The 18283-nt window shown below is 64.2% G+C and carries 16 protein-coding genes and 2 riboswitches; of the genes, 7 read left to right on the top strand and 9 right to left on the bottom strand.

What is annotated here, in order from left to right:
• Position 1 precedes the first annotated feature (1 nt).
• A complete protein-coding gene (locus QN084_RS16720) occupies positions 2 to 1663 on the bottom strand; it encodes an ABC-F family ATP-binding cassette domain-containing protein (protein WP_069696166.1) in 1662 nt (553 codons plus the stop codon).
• Positions 1664 to 1867: 204 nt separating this feature from the next.
• Here QN084_RS16720 and QN084_RS16715 point away from each other — a divergent pair, with 204 nt between their 5' ends.
• The 7 genes from QN084_RS16715 (at position 1868) to QN084_RS16685 (ending at position 7781) form a co-directional block, all read left to right on the top strand.
• On the top strand, positions 1868 to 2590 hold the full coding sequence (locus QN084_RS16715) for a hypothetical protein (protein ID WP_021473642.1): 723 nt from the start codon (positions 1868 to 1870) through the stop codon (positions 2588 to 2590).
• Positions 2587 to 3294 carry a hypothetical protein gene (locus QN084_RS16710; protein ID WP_069696167.1) on the top strand — a complete coding sequence of 236 codons (708 nt, stop codon included), beginning with the start codon at positions 2587 to 2589 and terminating at the stop codon, positions 3292 to 3294. Before QN084_RS16715 ends, QN084_RS16710 begins: the two co-directional genes overlap by 4 nt.
• Before the next feature lie 220 nt (positions 3295 to 3514).
• A complete protein-coding gene (locus tag QN084_RS16705) occupies positions 3515 to 4333 on the top strand; it encodes an amino acid ABC transporter substrate-binding protein (RefSeq protein ID WP_062095419.1) in 819 nt (272 codons plus the stop codon).
• Positions 4334 to 4993: an amino acid ABC transporter permease gene (locus tag QN084_RS16700; RefSeq protein ID WP_021473645.1), complete on the top strand. Its 660-nt coding sequence runs from the start codon at positions 4334 to 4336 to the stop codon at positions 4991 to 4993.
• Positions 4980 to 5789, top strand: a complete 810-nt coding sequence (locus tag QN084_RS16695; protein ID WP_069696168.1) for an amino acid ABC transporter ATP-binding protein — start codon at positions 4980 to 4982, stop codon at positions 5787 to 5789. Before QN084_RS16700 ends, QN084_RS16695 begins: the two co-directional genes overlap by 14 nt.
• Before the next feature lie 55 nt (positions 5790 to 5844).
• Positions 5845 to 6741, top strand: coding sequence for a hypothetical protein (locus tag QN084_RS16690; RefSeq protein ID WP_170828582.1), 897 nt, complete (start codon positions 5845 to 5847; stop codon positions 6739 to 6741).
• Positions 6738 to 7781: a condensation domain-containing protein gene (locus QN084_RS16685; RefSeq protein ID WP_069696170.1), complete on the top strand. Its 1044-nt coding sequence runs from the start codon at positions 6738 to 6740 to the stop codon at positions 7779 to 7781. Before QN084_RS16690 ends, QN084_RS16685 begins: the two co-directional genes overlap by 4 nt.
• 68 nt (positions 7782 to 7849) lie before the next feature.
• Here the strand turns inward: QN084_RS16685 and QN084_RS16680 are convergent, their stop codons facing one another.
• The 8 genes from QN084_RS16680 to QN084_RS16645 all read right to left on the bottom strand — a co-directional run bounded on the left by QN084_RS16680 (position 7850) and on the right by QN084_RS16645 (position 17895).
• On the bottom strand, positions 7850 to 10921 hold the full coding sequence (locus tag QN084_RS16680) for an alpha-mannosidase (RefSeq protein ID WP_021473649.1): 3072 nt from the start codon (positions 10919 to 10921) through the stop codon (positions 7850 to 7852).
• 163 nt (positions 10922 to 11084) lie between these two features.
• Complete coding sequence (gene fdhD, locus QN084_RS16675; RefSeq protein ID WP_021473650.1) at positions 11085 to 11963, bottom strand: formate dehydrogenase accessory sulfurtransferase FdhD; 879 nt, start codon at positions 11961 to 11963, stop codon at positions 11085 to 11087.
• 81 nt (positions 11964 to 12044) lie between these two features.
• A complete protein-coding gene (locus QN084_RS16670) occupies positions 12045 to 13403 on the bottom strand; it encodes a molybdopterin molybdotransferase MoeA (protein ID WP_069696171.1) in 1359 nt (452 codons plus the stop codon).
• The gene (locus tag QN084_RS16665; RefSeq protein ID WP_021473652.1) at positions 13400 to 14287 is read right to left on the bottom strand and encodes an NTP transferase domain-containing protein; all 888 of its coding nucleotides are present in this window, start codon (positions 14285 to 14287) and stop codon (positions 13400 to 13402) included. The genes QN084_RS16670 and QN084_RS16665 overlap by 4 nt, the downstream gene beginning before the upstream one ends.
• A gap of 118 nt (positions 14288 to 14405) precedes the next feature.
• Positions 14406 to 14906 (bottom strand): HNH endonuclease, encoded by a 501-nt coding sequence (locus QN084_RS16660; RefSeq protein WP_021473653.1) that lies wholly within the window; start codon positions 14904 to 14906, stop codon positions 14406 to 14408.
• A 221-nt stretch (positions 14907 to 15127) separates the two neighbouring features.
• The gene (locus QN084_RS16655) at positions 15128 to 15916 is read right to left on the bottom strand and encodes an NlpC/P60 family protein (protein ID WP_031216903.1); all 789 of its coding nucleotides are present in this window, start codon (positions 15914 to 15916) and stop codon (positions 15128 to 15130) included.
• 94 nt (positions 15917 to 16010) lie between these two features.
• Positions 16011 to 16754, bottom strand: a complete 744-nt coding sequence (locus QN084_RS16650) for a C40 family peptidase (RefSeq protein WP_069696182.1) — start codon at positions 16752 to 16754, stop codon at positions 16011 to 16013.
• Between the two features lie 4 nt (positions 16755 to 16758).
• Positions 16759 to 16918, bottom strand: a riboswitch (cyclic di-AMP (ydaO/yuaA leader).
• A 146-nt stretch (positions 16919 to 17064) separates the two neighbouring features.
• On the bottom strand, positions 17065 to 17895 hold the full coding sequence (locus QN084_RS16645) for a M23 family metallopeptidase (RefSeq protein ID WP_031216905.1): 831 nt from the start codon (positions 17893 to 17895) through the stop codon (positions 17065 to 17067).
• A 4-nt stretch (positions 17896 to 17899) separates the two neighbouring features.
• Positions 17900 to 18116, bottom strand: a riboswitch (cyclic di-AMP (ydaO/yuaA leader).
• Positions 18117 to 18283: the final 167 nt, after the last annotated feature.

Genomic DNA, 18283 nt, shown 5'->3' with positions numbered 1-18283 from the left:
GTTACTTCTCCTGGCCTGGTGTGTGGTGCAGCTCCTGGACGCGGCCGTTTTCCAGGTGCCATCGGGAGTCGAGCCGGACGTTCTCCAGCAATCGTCGGTCGTGCGTGACCAGCAGCAAAGCGCCATCGTAACTCTCCAACGCTTCCTCAAGCTGTTCGATCGCGGGCAGGTCGAGGTGGTTGGTGGGCTCGTCGAGCACCAACAGGTTCACGCCGCGGGCCTGCAGCAGGGCCAGTCCCGCGCGCGTCCGCTCCCCCGGAGACAGGGAGTCGACAGTGCGGGACGTGTGGTCCGCTTTGAGGCCGAACTTGGCCAGGAGCGTTCGGACGTCGGCGCTGTTCCAGTCCACGAGCACCGCTTCAACAGCGTCGCCCAGCTTCTTGCCGCCGTCGAGCAGCCCGCGGGCCTGGTCAATCTCGCCCACCGCGACGGAGGCACCCATGGAAGCATCGCCGTCGTCGGGAACGCGCGTCCCCAGCAGCAACCGCAGCAGCGTGGACTTGCCGGCCCCGTTGGGGCCTGTGATGCCGATCCGTTCGCCGCCGTTGAGTTGCAGGTTCACCGGCCCCAGCGTGAAGTCGCCCTGACGTACGACGGCGTCCCGCAAGGTGGCCACGACGGCGCTGGAACGCGGCGCCTGGCCAATGCTGAACTGCAATTGCCACTCCTTGCGCGGCTCTTCCACTTCCGTGAGCCGGGCAATCCGCGACTCCATCTGGCGGACTTTCTGCGCCTGCTTCTCCGAGGATTCCGTACTGGCTGCCCTGCGGATCTTGTCGTTGTCCGGGTTCTTCTTCATCGCGTTCCGGACGCCTTGGGAGCTCCACTCACGCTGCGTGCGTGCCCGCGCCACGAGGTCTGCCTTGGTGGAGGCGTACTCCTCATACCGTTCCCGGGCATGGCGCTTGGCAATGGCCCGTTCTTCCAGGAAAGCCTCGTATCCGCCGTCGTAAACGGACACGGAGTTCTGCGCGAGGTCCAGCTCCACGATTGTGGTGACACAGCGGGCCAGGAACTCGCGGTCATGGGACACCAGCACGACGCCGCCACGCAGGCCCTGGACGAACGCCTCCAGCCGGGCGAGTCCGTCAAGGTCGAGGTCATTCGTGGGTTCGTCCAACAGGACGACGTCGAAGCGGCTCAGCAAGAGGGCGGCGAGCGCAACGCGTGCAGCCTGCCCTCCGGAGAGTCCCGTCATGACGGCCTCGGAGCCCACTTCCAGGCCGAGGTCCGCAAGGACGGCAGGGATTCTTTCTTCAAGGTCGGCAGCGCCGGATGCCATCCAACGGTCGAAGGCAACCGAGTAGGCATCATCGGCACCGGTCGCCCCGGAACCCAGAGCCTCGGCCGTGGTTTCCATGTCCGCTGTTGCCCGCGCACAACCGGTCCGGCGGGCGATGTAGGCGGCGATCGTTTCGCCTTCGGTGCGCTCGTGTTCCTGCGGCAACCAGCCCACAAAAGCGTCAGCCGGGGCAAGGCTGACCTTGCCGCCCTGGGGCTGGTCCACTCCGGACAGGAGGCGCAGCAGCGTGGACTTTCCGGCACCGTTGGCGCCCACCACGCCCACGACGTCGCCGGGAGCAACGGTGAGTGACAGCTTGGAAAAGAGCGTGCGGTGGCCGTGGCCGCCGGACAGGTCCTTGGCAACCAACGTTGCAGTCATTCGCTAAATCCTCTCGCGGCCTGCCGTCGGTGGGCAGGCATGGAAAAACCCGCCGGTCCGGACTTGGGGGGTGTACGGACCAGCGGGTTCAAGAAACAAGCATAATTCAATGTGGTGTCCGCGTAAAATCGATTCGTACTCCCACTTCCGGCAATCTTCAGAGCATGGCTGGAACCACCCTTACAGACCCGTAGAAAGTCTTTCATGCCCTTACAGTCCAAGGCGTTCCAGCGCTGGCTGCACAACGTTGCGCCCGACGCCAGCACGGCTGATGTCTGCAGGGTGTCCGGCATCAAACGCACCACTCTTGCCCAGCAGCTGGTCCGGGGAAAGGTGGCCGAGTCAACGCTGGTGAGCATCAGCCGGGCTTACGGCCTCAATCCGGTCCAGGAGCTGGCGACCTTCGACCTCTACGCGGTCCTGCACGGAGATCCGGTGCCTCCCACGCCCGCGGAGCTGGTCAGCCAGATCGCCACGATCGACCTTCTGCGTGCCGTGGTGCAGCGCAGCGAACCCGGGCAGGCTGCGCCGCCCGGACTCTCCGGGACACCGCACCCGACCGCGGTGCGCAACTGGGTGGACGCGATCGACGACGGCGAATTACGGCACCGGGTCAGCGAAGCCACCGGGATTGCGCCACAAAACTTCTCCGCCCACCTGACAGCCAACCGCCTTCCGCCGGAACTGGCCATAGCCACCTCCCGGGCAGCAGGGGTGGGACCGGCCGGCGGACTGGTGGCCGGCGGGCTGATCACCGAAGCGGAAGCCGGTTGGCCGGCCGAAGGGCGCCAGGACGCACTGGACCGGATGACCCTGGGAGAGCTGGTGACCCTGGCCGGTGAACGCCTCCAGGCCCTCGGGAAGACCCTGCGGCGCCAGGAACAAGACCATGAACGAACTGAAAGAATTTGGGAGAACCTCGGATGACGGCTGTCCTGCCCTGGGCAACCCTGGTGATTTGCCTGGCAATCACAGTGGCGCGCATTCCCAGCGCGCTGCGCGGCGAGAACCGCGTGCTGTTCTACCTTTTCGCCCTGATCACCATGGATATCTTCCTTAGCATCGAGGCCCCCTACCTGGCCATCGACGCTGTGCTGGGGGGCATGAACGTCACCAACCTGATCCTGCGCTTCCTCCTCTACGGCACGTTCCTGTTGCTGGGCACCAAGGTCGCTGCCGGGTTCGACTCCAAGTCTGCCGGGCGGGCCATCCACGGGCCGTGGGGACTTGCGGTGTTGGGTGTCATCGCAGCCCTGACCACTTTCTTCTTTGTCATCACCGACACCCGGGGATCTTCCGTGGGCATGAACGGCCTGACATGGGGTCCATCCATGGAAGCCTACGCAGCATTGGGGCGCTTCTACCCGGGGTACGTTGCCGCCTGCCTGCTCCCTGCCATCTGGCGAACAATCACGGGCCGCTTTCCTGCCCTGCTCCGGGGAGCGTCAGCGTTGCTGATGCTGGGCCTGACCCTGCTTCTGGTGTCCCAGTTGTTCCCCCTGATCCCTGCTGTGCACCTCTGGCTGCGTTCGGTGATCAATTACTCCGCGGTCCTTGCTACGGCAGTGGGGCTTGCAGGCATCTGGTTCTCCAAGGCCTATGCGAAGCGGAAAGCGCGTCGCACAACGTAAGACTTTCACAAAACCATTAGATCGTGGCACAATCATGAATGTGTGAATGCGGCTTGCGGCCTGGCAGCGGAATCAGAGAACGGGTTTCCGGTGGATGTGGCGCCCACAGGATCACAATTGGGGGGATGAGTGGTGGCGGGCTGTTGGGGACCGCCCCCACTCAGCCTTTTTAAGCGCCCTCTTGGCCGTCGCCGTCAGACCTCGCGGCTAAGATGACTCCATGACCAGTCTTCGCACCCGTCGCTCTGTCCTTGCAGCCACTGTGGCCTCTGTTGCCCTTGCACTCTCGGCCTGTGGGGGCGGCGGATCATCCCAGTCCCAGTCCGGCGGGGACACCTCCCTGTCGGATGTAACGTCCAAGGGCGAACTGGTCATTGCCACGGAAGGCACCTACCGCCCCTTCAGCTTCCATGCAGACGGCGCCGGGGAACTCACCGGCTATGACGTCGAAATAGCCGAGGCTGTTGCCGGGAAGCTCGGCGTCAAGGCGACGTTCCAGGAGACGCAGTTCGACGGCATCTTCGCCGGCCTTGATGCCAAGCGTTTTGACACCATCGCCAACCAGATCTCCATCAACGACGAACGCAAGGCCAAGTACGAGTTCTCCACGCCGTACACCGTTTCCACTGGCGTGGTGGTTACCAAGCAGGACACGTCGGACATCAACAGCTTCGCCGACCTCAAGGGCAAAACCACTGCCCAGTCGCTGACCAGCAACTTCTACAAGATGGCAGTGGAAGCCGGCGCCAACGTGCAGTCAGTGGAAGGCTGGGCCCAGGCAGCAACCCTGGTCCAGCAGGGACGCGTTGACGCCACCGTCAATGACAAGCTCACGTACCTCGACTACGCCAAGACCACGCCCGACTCCGGCTTGAAGGTGGCTGCGGAGGCCCCGGAGAAGACCGAGAGCGCGTTCGTCTTCCGTAAGGGCTCAACCGAGCTGACGAAGGCGGTGGACAAGGCCCTCGCCGACCTCCAGGCGGACGGCACCCTGGCGAAGATCTCGGACAAGTACTTCGGCGCGGACGTCACCAAATAGATGGACTGGGACCTCGTCTGGAGTTCCTTCGGGCCGATTGTCTCTGGGGCAGTGACCGGAACCATTCCGCTCACGTTGCTGTCCTTCGCCTTCGGCCTGGTCCTGGCGCTGGTAGTCGCCTTGATGCGGCTAAGCCCCAACATGCTGTTGTCCGGGATCGGCCGGTTCTATGTCTCGGTGATTCGCGGCACGCCGCTTCTGGTCCAGTTGTTCGTCATTTTCTACGGTCTGCCCAGCATTGGCGTGAAACTTGATCCCTGGCCCAGCGCCGTCATCGCCTTTTCCCTGAACGTCGGCGGCTACGCGGCTGAGATTATCCGGGCAGCCATCCTTTCCGTCCCCAAGGGACAGTGGGAGGCCGGGCACACCATCGGCATGTCCGGCGGGCAGACGCTGCTCCGCATCATCCTCCCCCAAGCGGCCAGGGTGTCAGTTCCCCCGTTGTCCAACACCTTCATCTCACTGGTGAAGGACACCTCGCTCGCTTCCCTCATCCTGGTCACCGAACTGTTCCGCAACGCCCAGCAGATCGCCGCCTTCAGCCAGGAGTTCATGGTCCTGTACCTGCAGGCCGCGCTGGTTTACTGGGTCATTTGCCTGGTCCTCTCCACAGCGCAATCAGCCGTGGAGAGGAGATTGGACCGCTATGTCGCCCACTGACGTCCCTTCGCAGGCCGGCCCGGCAGCTGCGCCGGTCCTCCAGGCCCGGAATCTTGCCAAAGCGTTCGGCAGCAATGTCGTGCTCCGCGACATCGACGTCGACATCCGCAGGGGCCAGGTAGTGGCCCTCATCGGTCCCTCGGGTTCCGGCAAGACCACCGTGTTGCGCTCGCTCAACGGATTGGAAGTGCCCGACGCCGGTACGGTCACTTTTGGCGGCACCGAATCCGAGGGTGGCCTCTCCATCGATTTCGGCAAAAAGGTGGGCAAGAAGGAAATCGCCGCCTTGCGGGACCGCAGCGCGATGGTCTTCCAGCACTACAACCTCTTCCCGCACATGACCGTGCTGAAGAACGTCGTTGAAGGCCCCGTCCAAGTCCAAAAGCGCCCCCGCGCCGAAGCCATTGCCGAGGCCGAACGGCTCCTTGAACGCGTGGGCCTGGCCGACAAGCGTGATGCCTACCCGTTTGAGCTCTCCGGCGGCCAGCAGCAGCGTGTGGGTATTGTGCGGGCGTTGGCGCTGAAGCCTCAGTTGTTGCTCTTCGACGAGCCGACGTCCGCTTTGGACCCCGAGCTGGTGGGAGATGTCCTGGGTGTCATCAAGGAGCTCGCCGAAGAAGGCTGGACCATGGTGATCGTCACCCACGAACTGGCTTTCGCCCGGCATGTGGCGGACGAAGTCATTTTCATGGACGGTGGAGTGGTGGTTGAACGCGGACCGGCGGCCGAAGTATTGAGTTCACCAACCCAGGAACGGACCAAGCTTTTCGTCAAGAGGCTGCAGCACGACGTCTAGACTCTATTGAGCGGATGAATATTGGGGGGAACAAGCTTTGACTGATAGCCAAGCTGTGAGTAGTGGCACCGTACAGGCACGCGCAAAAGGGCGGCGGAACGTCATCATCGTTGTGGTCGTGGCCTTGGTCGCCGCGGCCCTGGGAATCGGGGCGTGGTGGTACTTTTCACGCCCCGCGGGCGTCCAGCGCGCCGATGTAGTCCGTTTCGACAAGGAACGGTCGATCGTGGACAACTCCATGAACCTTTATGATCCCTTGGTTCAGGAATTCACTGCGCGGTACACCAACGTCTCCAAGGGAGATGCCCTGGAAGAGCAGGACGCCGTCCTCAAACGCGAGGCTGACCTGCTCCAACGGGAATCAGCGGCCAACATGGCCAAGCTGGACCGGATGGCTGAATCCCCCGCCCTGCAGGACCCTGCCGTTTCCGACGCTTTTGGAAAGTTCAAGGAGAAGTATGGTGCGGTGGTTGCCTACAACGACCAACGCATCATCAACACCGCCAGCATTACGCGGTCGGTGGGCGGGCCGTGCGGGCCGCTCCACACCGAACTTAACCTGCAAAGCGAAAACTACTCTGCGGAATACGTCAAAGTTGCCGATGCGTGCTTGAAAGCCATCGCGGAGGCAAAAGACGGCACTGATGCAGAGACCAACAAGCTACTGACAGCCGTTGAAGGCGTCATCAAGGGCCAGCGGGACAAGCAACAGGAAGTCCTGGACGCCGACGAGGACCTGGTGCGCATCGCCAAGCGAACACTGGCGGCTGCGGCCATGTTGGGAATCAACGAGCCCCTGAACAAGGCACGGACCGAATACGAGGCCGCAGTGAAGGAGAAATCCACCAAGGTGGTTGCTGATGCGAACGCGGCCAACCAGGAATTGGAGAAAGTCTTGAAGAGCCGGCTGGAGCAGTTTGAGGCAGCATCCGGAGACGGGGACCAGTCATGAGCAACCAGTACCCTCCTGCAGAGCCGGCTCCCGAACAAACCACCAAGCCGGGCCCCCGGAAACGGAATCGCGCCGTCCTCATCATCGGCCTCGTCATCGCCTTGCTCGTGGCCGCCGCCGGGACTGCCGTGGCCTTGACGCAATCCGCCGCCCAGCAGCGCGAGGACACCCTGCTGGAAGTTAAGGACCAACGCCTTAATGACCTGGCCGCGGCCCGCGACAAACTGCAGCCCGCCGTTAACGCATACCTGGCGGCGTACAAGAAGGCACGGAACGCACCGGCTTCCAAAGACCAGGCCGTGCAGGACAGCAAAAAGGAGCTGGATGACTTCCGGCAGGCCGCAGAGGCGGCACGCACGTCGTTGCAGTCCGTGAAGGCCGGGCTCGACTCCAGTGAAGCCGTCAACACAGCGGTGCAGCAGCTTGAAGAGTCCCATCTGGGCTACTTCGATTACATGGAGGGCCTCGTGGAGTCCTATCCCCGTTTCGAGGGCCTTTTCCGCGCGGATGATGCCGCAGGATGCAACGGCTTGTTTGTCGGCAACAAGGCCACCAACCTCCGGGAGCGCCAGCAATTGCTGGCTAAAGCGGCAGCCCCATGCCGGGAAGCGGCAAATGAACTGAGGCAGTCAGGGAACGTCGCCTACGAGGAGTTCGCCCGCACCTTCGACAAGAGGGTGGCGGGCCTGGAGAAGCATGCAGAGGCGACGGCGAAGTCCGAGGAGAGCTACGAAGAGTTCGTCCGGATCAAGGATGACTTCGTGAAGAAACTGGCCGACGCCGAAGCCCGCAACGCCCCCGCCGACGAAGTGCTGAAGATCGCCGACGACGCCCGGGAGCTCAACAGCAAGATTCGCGCCAACCGGTCGGAGTTCGACTTCGCGGCGGAGCGCTACCTTGACGGGGTCAAGGGCATGCCGGACCTCGTGGATGAGGTCTTCACCAAGAACGTCACAGAGGACGTCAAGTACTACGAAGCCGTGATTCCCCTGCGCGTGCAGCTGGTGAAGGACGTCATCGACGCCGAACTGGTGGAGTAGGCGCCGCTCCGGGTTGCTGACGCGCCAGGCTGGTTGCTGACGCGCCAGGCTGGTTGCCGAAGCGCAGGCTACTTGCCGAAGCGCAGGGTCACCAGCTGGAACGGTCGAAGGACGAGCCCGGCCACGGCAGTACCCGGATCTGCACCGCCCGCGCCTGCACTCCTGGAGGCCACGCCCGTCGCCTCCACCGTACGCTCCAGCAGGTCGGTAGCCACCACCGTCCGGGCCGGGAAGTTCGCCGTCACTGTCCCCGTGGACCTCTGGCCCAGGGATTCGTAGAGGCGCACAACCACGTCTCCGCTGCCGTCTTCAGCGAGCTTCAAGGCCTCCACCACAATCCCGGGATTGGACACCGAAACCAACGGCTCAACCGGGTTCCCGCCCCGCAGCAAGCGTGGCTTGAGGTTGGTCCTGTAACCCTCTTCGACCGCGTCGGCGATGTCCGCACCGGGCCGGATGGACAGCTCCAGCACGTGCTCGCCACGGTCCGCCTCAGGGTCCGGGAACCGGGCCGAGCGCAGCAGCGAGGTACGGACCGTCGTCGTGGTCCCGCCGTCTTCCCGGATTGCGCGCGTGACGTCGTGGCCGTAGCTGGACCCGTTGCTGACGGCAACGCCATAGCCCGGTTCGCCGACGTGGATCCAGCGGTGCGCGCAGATCTCGAACTTTGCGGCGTCCCAGGAGGTGTTGGTGTGGGTGGGCCGGAAGACGTGTCCGAACTGGGTCTCCGACGCGGACTGGTCCGCGCGCACGTCCAGCGGGAAGGCGATCTTGAGCATCTTCTCGCGCTCCTGCCAATCAACAATCGTGCTGATGCCCAAGGACTCCGCCCCCGCGGCGAGCGTGAGGCGCTGCGTAATGGTGGAGGCGCCAACGGTCCGCTTGACCACCACGACGGCGGATGCAGCCGTGCGCTCGAGGCCGATGGTTTCCGCTTCGGTCAGTGGCGTGACGTTGCGCCGGTAGAACTCCTCAATGTCCCAGGCGTCCCACTCGTTGGGCGTGTCCCTGAAGAGTTCCAGCAGGTTTCCTGCGTGCCCTGGGGCGATGGCGTCCCGGCCGCTGGCGTGGTCCACCAGGGAAGTCAGCAGCCCGCGATCGTCAAGCACGGCACGGATGATGCCGTTGTCCAGGACGTATCCGCCCGCCTCTTCGCTAGCCTGCACAACGCCGTCCAATGAGCCCGTCCGCGAGCTGCCGGGCTCCGATGCGCCCAATGCCGGCACTCCGAGCCTCCTGTGGGGTGCCGCGTTGAGCAGGAACTCCGTGTCGCCCGGGCCGAGGAGGGCCTGGGCAGCTTGAACGATGATTGCCTCGAGGTCGCGGGCGATCGCCAGATAGTTGCGTTCGGCGTCCTGGTGGACCCAGGCAATGGAGCTGCCGGGGAGGATGTCATGGAACTGCTGAAGGAGGACAAGCTGCCAAAGCCTCTTGAGTTCACCGGCAGGATACTCGTAGGCCTCGCCCAGGCGGACGGCCGCGGTGGTGCACCACAGTTCCGCTTCGCGCAGGAGGTGCTCGCTGTGCCTGTTGCCCTGCTTGGTCTTGGCCTGGCTGGTGTAGGTTCCCCGGTGCATCTCAAGGTACATCTCGCCCACCCACACCGGCAGTTGCGGGTACTCGGCCTCGGCCTTGACGAAGAAGTCCTTGGCGGTGCCCAGCCGGACCTTGGGAGAACCTTCCAGATCCGCAGTGCGGCGCGCCGCCGCGACCATTTCGCGGGTGGGTCCGCCTCCGCCGTCGCCGTAACCGAACGGCACCAGGGACATGGTTGCCCGGCCGTGCTCCCGGAAATTGCGTTCGGCGTGGGCAAGTTCCCTCGCATGAAGTTCGGCGTTGTAGGTGTCCACCGGGGGGAAGTGCGTGAACAGCCGCGTCCCGTCGATTCCTTCCCACGCAAAAGTGTGGTGCGGCATCCGGTTGACTTTGTTCCAAGAAATCTTTTGGGTCAGGAACCAGCGGGAACCGGCAGACTTGACGATTTGCGGCAGCGCACCGGAGTAGCCGAAGGAATCCGGCAGCCAGGCCTCCTGGCATTCGATGTTGAACTCCCGCAGGAAAAAGCTCTTGCCCTCCACGAACTGGCGCGCCATGGCTTCCCCGCCGGGCATATTGGTATCCGATTCCACCCACATGCCGCCGACGGGAACGAACTGGCCCGCCTGCACTTTCTCGCGGATGCGGACGAAGAGCTCGGGATAGAACTCCTTCATCCACGCCATCTGCTGGGCCGATGAGCAGGAAAAGACGAAGTCCGGGTTGTCATCCATCAGCGCCACGACGTTGGAGAAGGTCCGCGCGCATTTGCGGATGGTTTCGCGGACGGGCCATAGCCACGCGGAATCGATGTGGGCATGCCCGGTGGCAAGCAGCTCGTGGGCGGACGCGTAGGCAGGCCGGGCCAACACCTCCGCCAAGGCTTCCCGCCCCGCAGCAGCTGTTCCGGCCACATCCTCCGGATCCATGACATCGAGCATCCGTTCCAACGCCCTCAGAATCTCATGGCGCCGGGGCATCTCCATGGGGAGTTCGTGCATCAGCCCGCTCAGTGTCCAGACGTCCTGGTTGAGCTCCCAGACGGTCTCGTTCAGCTCCGCGATGGCTATGCGGCCCAACCGGTACCGCGGTTCATCGCCGGACGTCGCCTTATCCCCCAAAGGCGTCGGCGCGAAGGACCACCCTTGCGCGACGTCGGGATTCGCTGCGGCCTCTACGTAGAAATCCACGGACAGTCCGCTGCCGATCAGCTTCAACGGGACATGGTAGTTGCGTGGCGAGATTGCCTTGATGATGCTTCCGTCCGCGCGCCATGCGGTGCCCTCGCACTGGAAGCCGGGCACATCGCTGTTGAAGCCCAAATCCACGATGATTTCCACGGCAGTGTTCTCTGCCGAGCCCCAGGCCTCCGGAACTTCGCCCTGCAGCCGCAGCCATTTTGTGCTCCAGGCCTTGCCCCATGCCGCACCGTGCTCCTGGGGCGTAAAGACCTGCCGCAGGGCTTCCGCGGCGGGCACGGGCTCGCCGGGGGCTTCCCAGCTGCTCAGTTCAAGCGGGATCGAACGGCCGTAGATGGCCGGGAGCAGACGCTCACGCACAAACCTGTCCAGACGTTGTTCGGTGATCCTGCGGTCGTCGTGCAATTAGTACCTCTTTAGAAAATCAGCCGGGCGGCAGGAGTGGTTGGCTGGCATCCGGGCCTCCGTGGCGAGGGCCGGCGCGGGCAACCATGATTCCATTCGATGGATAAAATCTACGTCGTTCCCAGCTGATAGCCAAGTGTCGGACAGCTGGAACCGGCTCCAGCTAGGCAACGGAAGGGGCAAGGTCCTCTTCCCTGATGCGCCAACGCCCGGCGTAGGCATTAAGGCTGTGGCCCCGGCTGAAACCCACCAAGGTGATGCCGGACTCGTCGGCGAGATCGGCAGCGAGGCTTGACGGTGCGCTGACTGCGGAGAGCACGGGAATCCCGGCCATTGCAGCCTTCTGGACCAGTTCGAACGACGCCCTCCCGGAAACTTGCAGCACCGTGCCGGTCAAGGGCAGCCGTCCAGAGCGCAACGCCCATCCCACAACTTTGTCCACCGCGTTATGCCGCCCCACATCTTCGCGCAGGCAGAGCAGTTCGCTGGTGCCGTCGTCGTGGATCTTGAAGAGGCCGGCAGCATGCACACCTCCCGTCTTGGAGAAGACGGCCTGTGCCTCGCGGAGCTTGTCCGGGAGGTCAGCGAGCACGCGGACGGGAACCGTGAGCGGGTCCTCCTTGGGGCTGTGCCGGGAAGACTTGCGGACGGCCTCTATCGAATCCGTTCCACATATTCCGCACGAGCTTGAGGTGTACACGTTGCGGCCCGTTGCGGGGCGTTCGACGTCGGGACGCAGTTGGGCGTCCACCACGTTGAAGGTCTGTACTCCGTCCTCGTCCTCCCCCGCGCAGAACCGCTCGGAGACCAGCTGGCCGGGTTCGGAGATGATGCCTTCGGAGACAAGGAAGCCGGCAACGAGGTCGAAGTCGTCCCCCGGCGTCCGCATGGTCACCGCGAAGGACATCTCCCCCAGCCGGATCTCCAGTGGTTCCTCCACTGCGAGGACGTCTTCCTTGAAGCGGACCGGGTGTTCCAGCGCTTGTGGTGAGCCGTCCAGGACGAACTTATGGATCTTGCGGCGTTGGGTAACGCGTCCCATGATCAGGCTCCCTTCTCCTGGTTCATGTGTCCATCATGGCAAGCCTGTTGCCTGCTGGCCACTTGGTTCCACCCGCGGGCGTCAAGCGTCGAGCGCGCTCCAGTCGACCGGCCCCTGGGGACCCTTCCGCTGGCCTCGCGCAGGCGCCTTGCGCGGCTTTTCCTCCGGCGGCTTTGGCACGGGCAGCGGCTTGCCCCATGGGAGCGCGAACGCCTGCACCAGCTCGCCGAGTTGGACTCCATGCGGCGGCACCACCATGACGCCATCTGCGTTGGCGAGCCCCCTCATCATTCCCGGCCCTGCATGTTGGGCGGGTGAGGCCAGACCGTAGACCAGTTTGAACGGCATCAACCGGGTGCGCCCGGGGTCGGCGTCGATCATGGCTCCGGAGGGCACCTCGCCGGTTTCCGGCATGCTGCCATGCCCCAAGGCGGCCAGCAGCGGTCCACCCACTGTGAACAATGCCATCATGGCGGCCAACGGGTTGCCGGGAAGGCCCAGGACGAACCGTCCATCCGGAAGCTCCGCCAAAACAGCGGGGTGCCCCGGGCGCATGGCGATGCCGTCGATCAGCAGCGTTCCGCCGAGCTCTGCGACCGCTTTCCGGAAGTGGTCGGTACCGGAGCGGCCGGTACCGCCCGTGGTGATCACGACGTCGGCCGGCGGCCCCGCGTCCACGTCCGCCAACCCCGCGGCTTCTTGGGGGACGTCCGGTTCAACGTCCTGCAGGGCGGCAAGCCAATCTTCGTAGCTGTCGCCGACCCTGACCTGATCCCCCGCTATGCCGCCAAGAAGCTCAACCACCCCGCCAAGCTGCGGACCGAAGGTGTCCCTGACCTGGCCCGGGCCGGGCATGCCCTGGTCAACCACTTCGGAACCCGTCAAGAGGAAACGGACCAGCGGCTTGCCGAGCACCTCCACCTCGTCCAGTCCGGCCAAGGCCGCCAGGGCCACATGGGCGGGATTCAGGACCGCCCCGGCCTTGATCAGGACCTCGCCCCCGGCTGCTTCCTCCGCGGCTTTGCGGATGTGCTGCCCGTTGCGGGGCTCCCCCGGTTTGGCGGCTCCGCCGAGCCCAAGTATCGGCAGGCCGTCGTCGTCCGTGGTGATGACGCCGCTCTCGCTGCGCAGCACTGCCTTGGCCCCGGGCGGAATGAGCCCGCCGGTAACGATCGGGCTGGCCTGGTGCGGGGCAAGGCGCTGCCCCGGTTCGCTCAGTATCCAGGGTCCGCTGCCGTTGACAGCCCACCCATCCATGGCGGACGAGGCATAGTGGGGCATGTCTTGGAGAGCCAATACATCCGAGGAAAGCGTCCGACCGAGCGCAGCCCTCAGGGGAACGGGGCTCGCGGGGATGGGAGCAGCAACCTCAAAGGCGCGCTGCCGGGCCTCCTGCCAGGTATGTGCCGCGTGGTGGCCCTGTTCCGGGGCCGCGGTCATTCCGATTCTGCCCCGGGCTCCGGGTATTGCTTGGCCACTTGGCGTGCCAGGCCGAGGGCTGCACTCATGGCCGCGTCGTCGTTGGCTTGCCCGATTCCCCGGGCCATTCCGGCCGCATAGCCGGCAATGAACGTGGTCAGGGGTGCAGCGGGACGCACCACGGAATGCGCCGCAACGCCGGCAACGGCGAGGACCTCGTTGACATCCACCTCGACGCCTTCAAGCTCGAATGCCTGCAGCAGCATGCGGCACCATTCCTCGAGAGTCTCTTCCTGGCTCTTCACGTCCGCCTCCTGCTGTTTGTCTATGCCCAGTACCGCGGCGTCCGCCCACGTGTCCACATCATCCGTGGAACCGCTGGGAACAGGCACCGCCATCACCTTCAGCCTAGCAAGCAGGCGGAACACTGAAGAGTTCGTTAACCCTCCCCCTTCCGAGGCCAGGGCCACTTCCCTTTCCATGGCCCGTGTGCTGTAGATCCCCAGCAACGGCTGCTTGCGCCCGTCCGGGGACACGGCGATGGCACCCTCGGTCTTCGGCGTGGCAATAAGCGCAGCCAACAACGCTTGCACACCGCGGGAGGCATGCGGCATGTCGCACGCGAGGACCAGGGTCCAAGGGGCGGGCCCCCGATCCGCCAGGGCAGCCAGTCCTACGGCAATCGCCGCAGCAGGACCGGCGAATACAGGTTCCTCCCGTGCAGTCAGCACGCCGGGCGGCAACGTGCCGGGATCGGGGCCCACCACTACGGTTGCCACAGCACCCCTGGCTGCGTCCAGGGCATGCGAAAGCAGGGTGGCGCCGTCGTAGGTCAGCGAAGGTTTGGGCACACCGCCAAGGCGGGTGGCCCTGCCACCCGCCAAGATCACTGCGTTGAACTCCATCCGCCCAGATTACCGGTGCCGCCCCGGATTACCGGTGCCGCACAGGATTACCGGTGCCGCACAGGATTACCGGTGCCGCACCGGATTACCGGTGCCGCACAGGGCGGACGCACATCAATCAGGCAGCGGATTCCGGCAAGAGGAACGGATCCCAGTCCGGCGCAGGCTTCTCGAGTTCTTTGATCTGCCACATGGTTCCGGAGGGGACGCCGGGTGTGAAACGGAGTTTCCAACCCATCTCTGCCGGCGTGTGGTCGCTCTTGGCGTTATTGCATTTCAAGCACGCCGCAACCAGGTTTTCCCAGGAATCCGCGCCGCCCCTGGATTTGGGGTGGACGTGGTCTATGGTGTGGGCTGTCTTACCGCAGTAGGCGCAGCGGTGGCCGTCGCGGCGGAGAACTCCGCGCCGGCTGACGGCCGTGATCCTGTTGTACCGCGGCCGGATGTAGCGATTGAGGAGGATCACGGACGGGCGTCCCAGAATCTCCTGCGGCCCGACGACAGGTTCGCCGCCTTCGGCCACTACGCTTGCTTTTCCGGTGAGCACAAGGACCAGCGCCCGGCGGAAGGTAACTACCGCCAGCGGTTCATATCCAGCATTCAGAACGAGTGTGCGCATGCACGTACCTCTTAACGGCCGCACCCGCCAGGGGCACGAGGGCCGGCTGCCCTCTGCATGTACGGGCTGTGGATCGACACCATAAGAGTAAGCACTTATATGCCATATCAACGAATTATCAGTGGAATTAGCTTGTGATGTCGCCCACAGGCCCCGGCCCTGCCCCTTAAGACGGAAATACCCCGCAGGTGAAACCTGCGGGGTATTTCCTCAAAGTTCGATCAGCCGTTGACCCGGATGAAGACCGGACCGGAGCCGACGTTGACGCTGAACAGAGCAGTGGTGGATCCGTTCCATCCGCCATGCACTGCCATGCCGTTGCCGACGTAGACGGCGATGTGTGCCTGTCCGGCCAGACCACCGTTGGCGTAGTAAGCGAGGTCGCCCGGCTGGGCTTCCGCTGCGCTGACCGTACGTCCAAGGGAAAGGTAACCCGCAGGCCAGTCATGGAAGTTGATACCCACGGCTGCGAGGGAGTTGGTGACCAACATGGTGCAGTCCTGGGTCACGCCGAGCTGGGCGTAGGCTGCAGCGGCAATGGCCGCACCGAGGCCACTGGAAGCAGCCGGAGCCTTTGCTGCCGGTGCAGCGTTGCTGACTGCCACGGTTGCGCCGCCAGCAGCGTTGGAAGCTGAGGCAGTGGCTTCCTGTGCGGAGCTCTTCGCTTCAGCCTTGGCCGGGGCTTTCTCCACGACGGGCGCGGGCGCCTCGACCGTGGTGACAACCGGGCTCTCGTAGGAGATGGCAACGGTGGAGTCAGCGGCGATGGTGGACTGCACGACGGACTGGATGTCCAGGGAGGTGGTTGAGGTGGACTCGCGATCCACATTGGTATCCGCCGCATTGGCAGCAACGCCACTGGTCAGGACCAAGCCCGAAGCCGCGGCGATGACGGCTGCCTGGCGGCCGACGCCACCGGCGTTCACCGAAACTGCCTTTGCAATCACGGCAAGTGAGCTGGTCTTGGGAGCCTCGGCCCGGTGCCGCGCAACCTTGTTTGCACTGGTCATGATGATCTCTTTTCGTTTCCGCGTGCTGCTGGGAAGCACGCGGGTCATGGGCAGGCCAGCACCCGGGGGGCGCGCTGGCTTACCTGGACGGTTTTTAGCGCAGGGTGAAGAAGGAGGAGGTTCCGGTAGAAGCTACCGAGTGAAGCAGCGTGCCCTGGCTGGGGTTCAGGGCGCTGACCATCATGCCGTTGCCGACGTAAATGCCAACGTGGGCACCGCCGTTCTGCATGACGAGGTCGCCGGGAGCGGGAGTGCTGGTGGGCTTCATGGCGGTCCATGCATTGACGCGGGGGATGCTGATGCCGGCCTGCGCGTAAACCCACTGGGTGAAGCCGGAGCAGTCCCAACCGTTGGGGGTGGTGCCGCCCCAGACGTACGGGTGGCCGATGCCGGTGTACGCGATTGCTGCGAGGCCCGAAGCCGCGGCGCTGGCTGCGGAATCCTTGGAGCCGGCGGACTTGGCGGTGACTGCGCCCTCGCCCTGGCCGGCATTCTGGTTGCCGTTCGCCTGGGAGCGCTGCGTGGTCTGGGAAGCGCGCTGGATCTTGGGGGCTTCCTTGGTAACCACAACGGGGCTCTCAAAGGAAACAGTGGCGGTTGGTTCCGCCGTGACGACGGCGGTGGTCACCAGCTGCTGTGCGCTGGACTCAGCCTTGGAAACGTCAGTATCCGCTGCCTGGGCAGGAAGGCCGACGCTGAGGACCAAGCCCGATGCTGCTGCAAGGACTGCGGCCTGGCGGCCGACGGTTCCGGCATTCGCTGAAACAGCCTTGGAAAGAGTGTTCAACGGGGTAACCGCCTGGGCGCGGTGGCGCGCAGAAGTAGTGCGTGATGACACGAAGGTAGCCTCTCCCAATGCCTGCGAGGTGAGCTGTCGGATTCGGATGGGAGTCATCCGGCCACACGCCGTTGGAAGCGTTTGTGACTTAACCCCAAGGCCCTCTTTCGAAGACCAAAATTGGTTCCCCCGCCCCTGCCAGACGAATTATGCGAACGGACCTTGAGTGGTGGCAGAGCTAGGCAATCCACCCAAGTGCATCGGCCCCCTAAAAAGCCGATGCGCTTTGTACGGTACAACAGTTGAACGCAAATGTCACATTCAGATCACGGGGCGTGTCAAGAATGCGAGAGACGACCATCAACTCGGGTTATAGCCAGCCCATGGGGTCGACGACTTCGCCGTTGACCTGGACTTCGAAGTGGAGGTGGCAGCCGGTGGAAGCGCCCGTGGTGCCGCTCAAGGCAACGGTGTCTCCGCGATTCACGGTGTCGCCGACCTTGACGTTGAATGACGACAAGTGGTTGTAGGTGGTTTCCAGGCCGTTGCCATGGTCCACCACCACGCGGTTGCCTCCACCGTATTCGTGCCAACCCGCAAAGGTGACCTTGCCCGCCGCAGCAGCGTGGACTGCCGTGCCGCACTGGGCCACGAAGTCCTGGCCGCGGTGGAAATCGCCGCTGCCGCCTGTCAGCGGACTGATGCGGTAGCCGAACGGTGATGCAGTGCTGAGGGTGTCCAAGGGGCTGGCCATGGTGCCCTTGGAGGAGCTGGCCTGGATGCTTCCCACGGACTGGGCGCTCAGCAACTGCTTGAGCTTGCCGTCGGGATCCGCCTTGGTTGCCACCGCGGCGCGGCTGAAGTCGATCTTGGCGGACGCTTCCGCGGAGACCTCTGGCTGGCTCCCGCCGCCCACGGCCAGTGCGGCCTCAGTCTGCCCGGACTCGGACGTGGCCATGACGGGACTCGTTGCAGGCAGGCCGACAGTGAGCGCAAGACCGGTAGCAGCGAGTGCTACGCCGGCCTTCTGCCCTACACCACTGGCTGCTGCGAAATCGGCCACCTGGCGCATCGGGCTCTTACGGCGGCGCACCTGACGCTGGGTGTCACGGGGCCGGATCTCCGATACTACGCGGGCTGGCCGCAGCTCAGTAGCGGGGCCGGTAGCGCGTCGACGGCCCCTGACGTTCTGCGAAGTCAAACTCTGTTCCTCTCTCAAAAGCCTGCGAAGTTAGCTGTCGGATTCGGATCAGAGAGTGCAAAGACCCGGCCCGCACGCAGCGCTCACGGCACACAGGTATCCCAGGAGGGAATTGCGTAAGTAAGGCACTGCTGCTGCGGACTTCACCCCAAGGCTGCTTCTCTAGGCAGCCGATTGTGGTTCCCCCGCCTCTGCCAGTAGATGTTTAACACCCCTGATCTGCTGGCAGAGCTCGGCTCCAGATCAGGTAACGCTTTGATATCGGCGCTAGTAGATAACTATAGGGGATTAAGGCCCGCGGTAATAAATTCGTTATCTACAGGGCGGTCGTTTTTTGCCTGCTCCCCTTATCACCTATCCGCGGAAACCGCAGGTCACACCGCCGCGC

It is taken from the genome of Paenarthrobacter sp. R1 (genome assembly GCF_030264015.1).
Taxonomy (GTDB): Bacteria; Actinomycetota; Actinomycetes; order Actinomycetales; family Micrococcaceae; genus Arthrobacter; species Arthrobacter ureafaciens.
The sequence above is the reverse complement of the archived record's forward strand: the minus strand, read 5'-3'. Positions and strand labels throughout refer to the sequence as shown.

What these genes read in the sequence shown, in the direction of transcription:
- QN084_RS16720 (WP_069696166.1), bottom strand. Translation starts at nt 1,663, where the DNA reads ATGACTGCAACGTTGGTTGCCAAGGACCTGTCCGGCGGCCACGGCCAC.
- QN084_RS16715 (WP_021473642.1), top strand. Translation starts at nt 1,868, where the DNA reads ATGCCCTTACAGTCCAAGGCGTTCCAGCGCTGGCTGCACAACGTTGCG.
- QN084_RS16710 (WP_069696167.1), top strand. Translation starts at nt 2,587, where the DNA reads ATGACGGCTGTCCTGCCCTGGGCAACCCTGGTGATTTGCCTGGCAATC.
- QN084_RS16705 (WP_062095419.1), top strand. Translation starts at nt 3,515, where the DNA reads ATGACCAGTCTTCGCACCCGTCGCTCTGTCCTTGCAGCCACTGTGGCC.
- QN084_RS16700 (WP_021473645.1), top strand. Translation starts at nt 4,334, where the DNA reads ATGGACTGGGACCTCGTCTGGAGTTCCTTCGGGCCGATTGTCTCTGGG.
- QN084_RS16695 (WP_069696168.1), top strand. Translation starts at nt 4,980, where the DNA reads ATGTCGCCCACTGACGTCCCTTCGCAGGCCGGCCCGGCAGCTGCGCCG.
- QN084_RS16685 (WP_069696170.1), top strand. Translation starts at nt 6,738, where the DNA reads ATGAGCAACCAGTACCCTCCTGCAGAGCCGGCTCCCGAACAAACCACC.
- fdhD (WP_021473650.1), bottom strand. Translation starts at nt 11,963, where the DNA reads ATGGGACGCGTTACCCAACGCCGCAAGATCCATAAGTTCGTCCTGGAC.
- QN084_RS16670 (WP_069696171.1), bottom strand. Translation starts at nt 13,403, where the DNA reads ATGACCGCGGCCCCGGAACAGGGCCACCACGCGGCACATACCTGGCAG.
- QN084_RS16665 (WP_021473652.1), bottom strand. Translation starts at nt 14,287, where the DNA reads ATGGAGTTCAACGCAGTGATCTTGGCGGGTGGCAGGGCCACCCGCCTT.
- QN084_RS16660 (WP_021473653.1), bottom strand. Translation starts at nt 14,906, where the DNA reads ATGCGCACACTCGTTCTGAATGCTGGATATGAACCGCTGGCGGTAGTT.
- QN084_RS16655 (WP_031216903.1), bottom strand. Translation starts at nt 15,916, where the DNA reads ATGACCAGTGCAAACAAGGTTGCGCGGCACCGGGCCGAGGCTCCCAAG.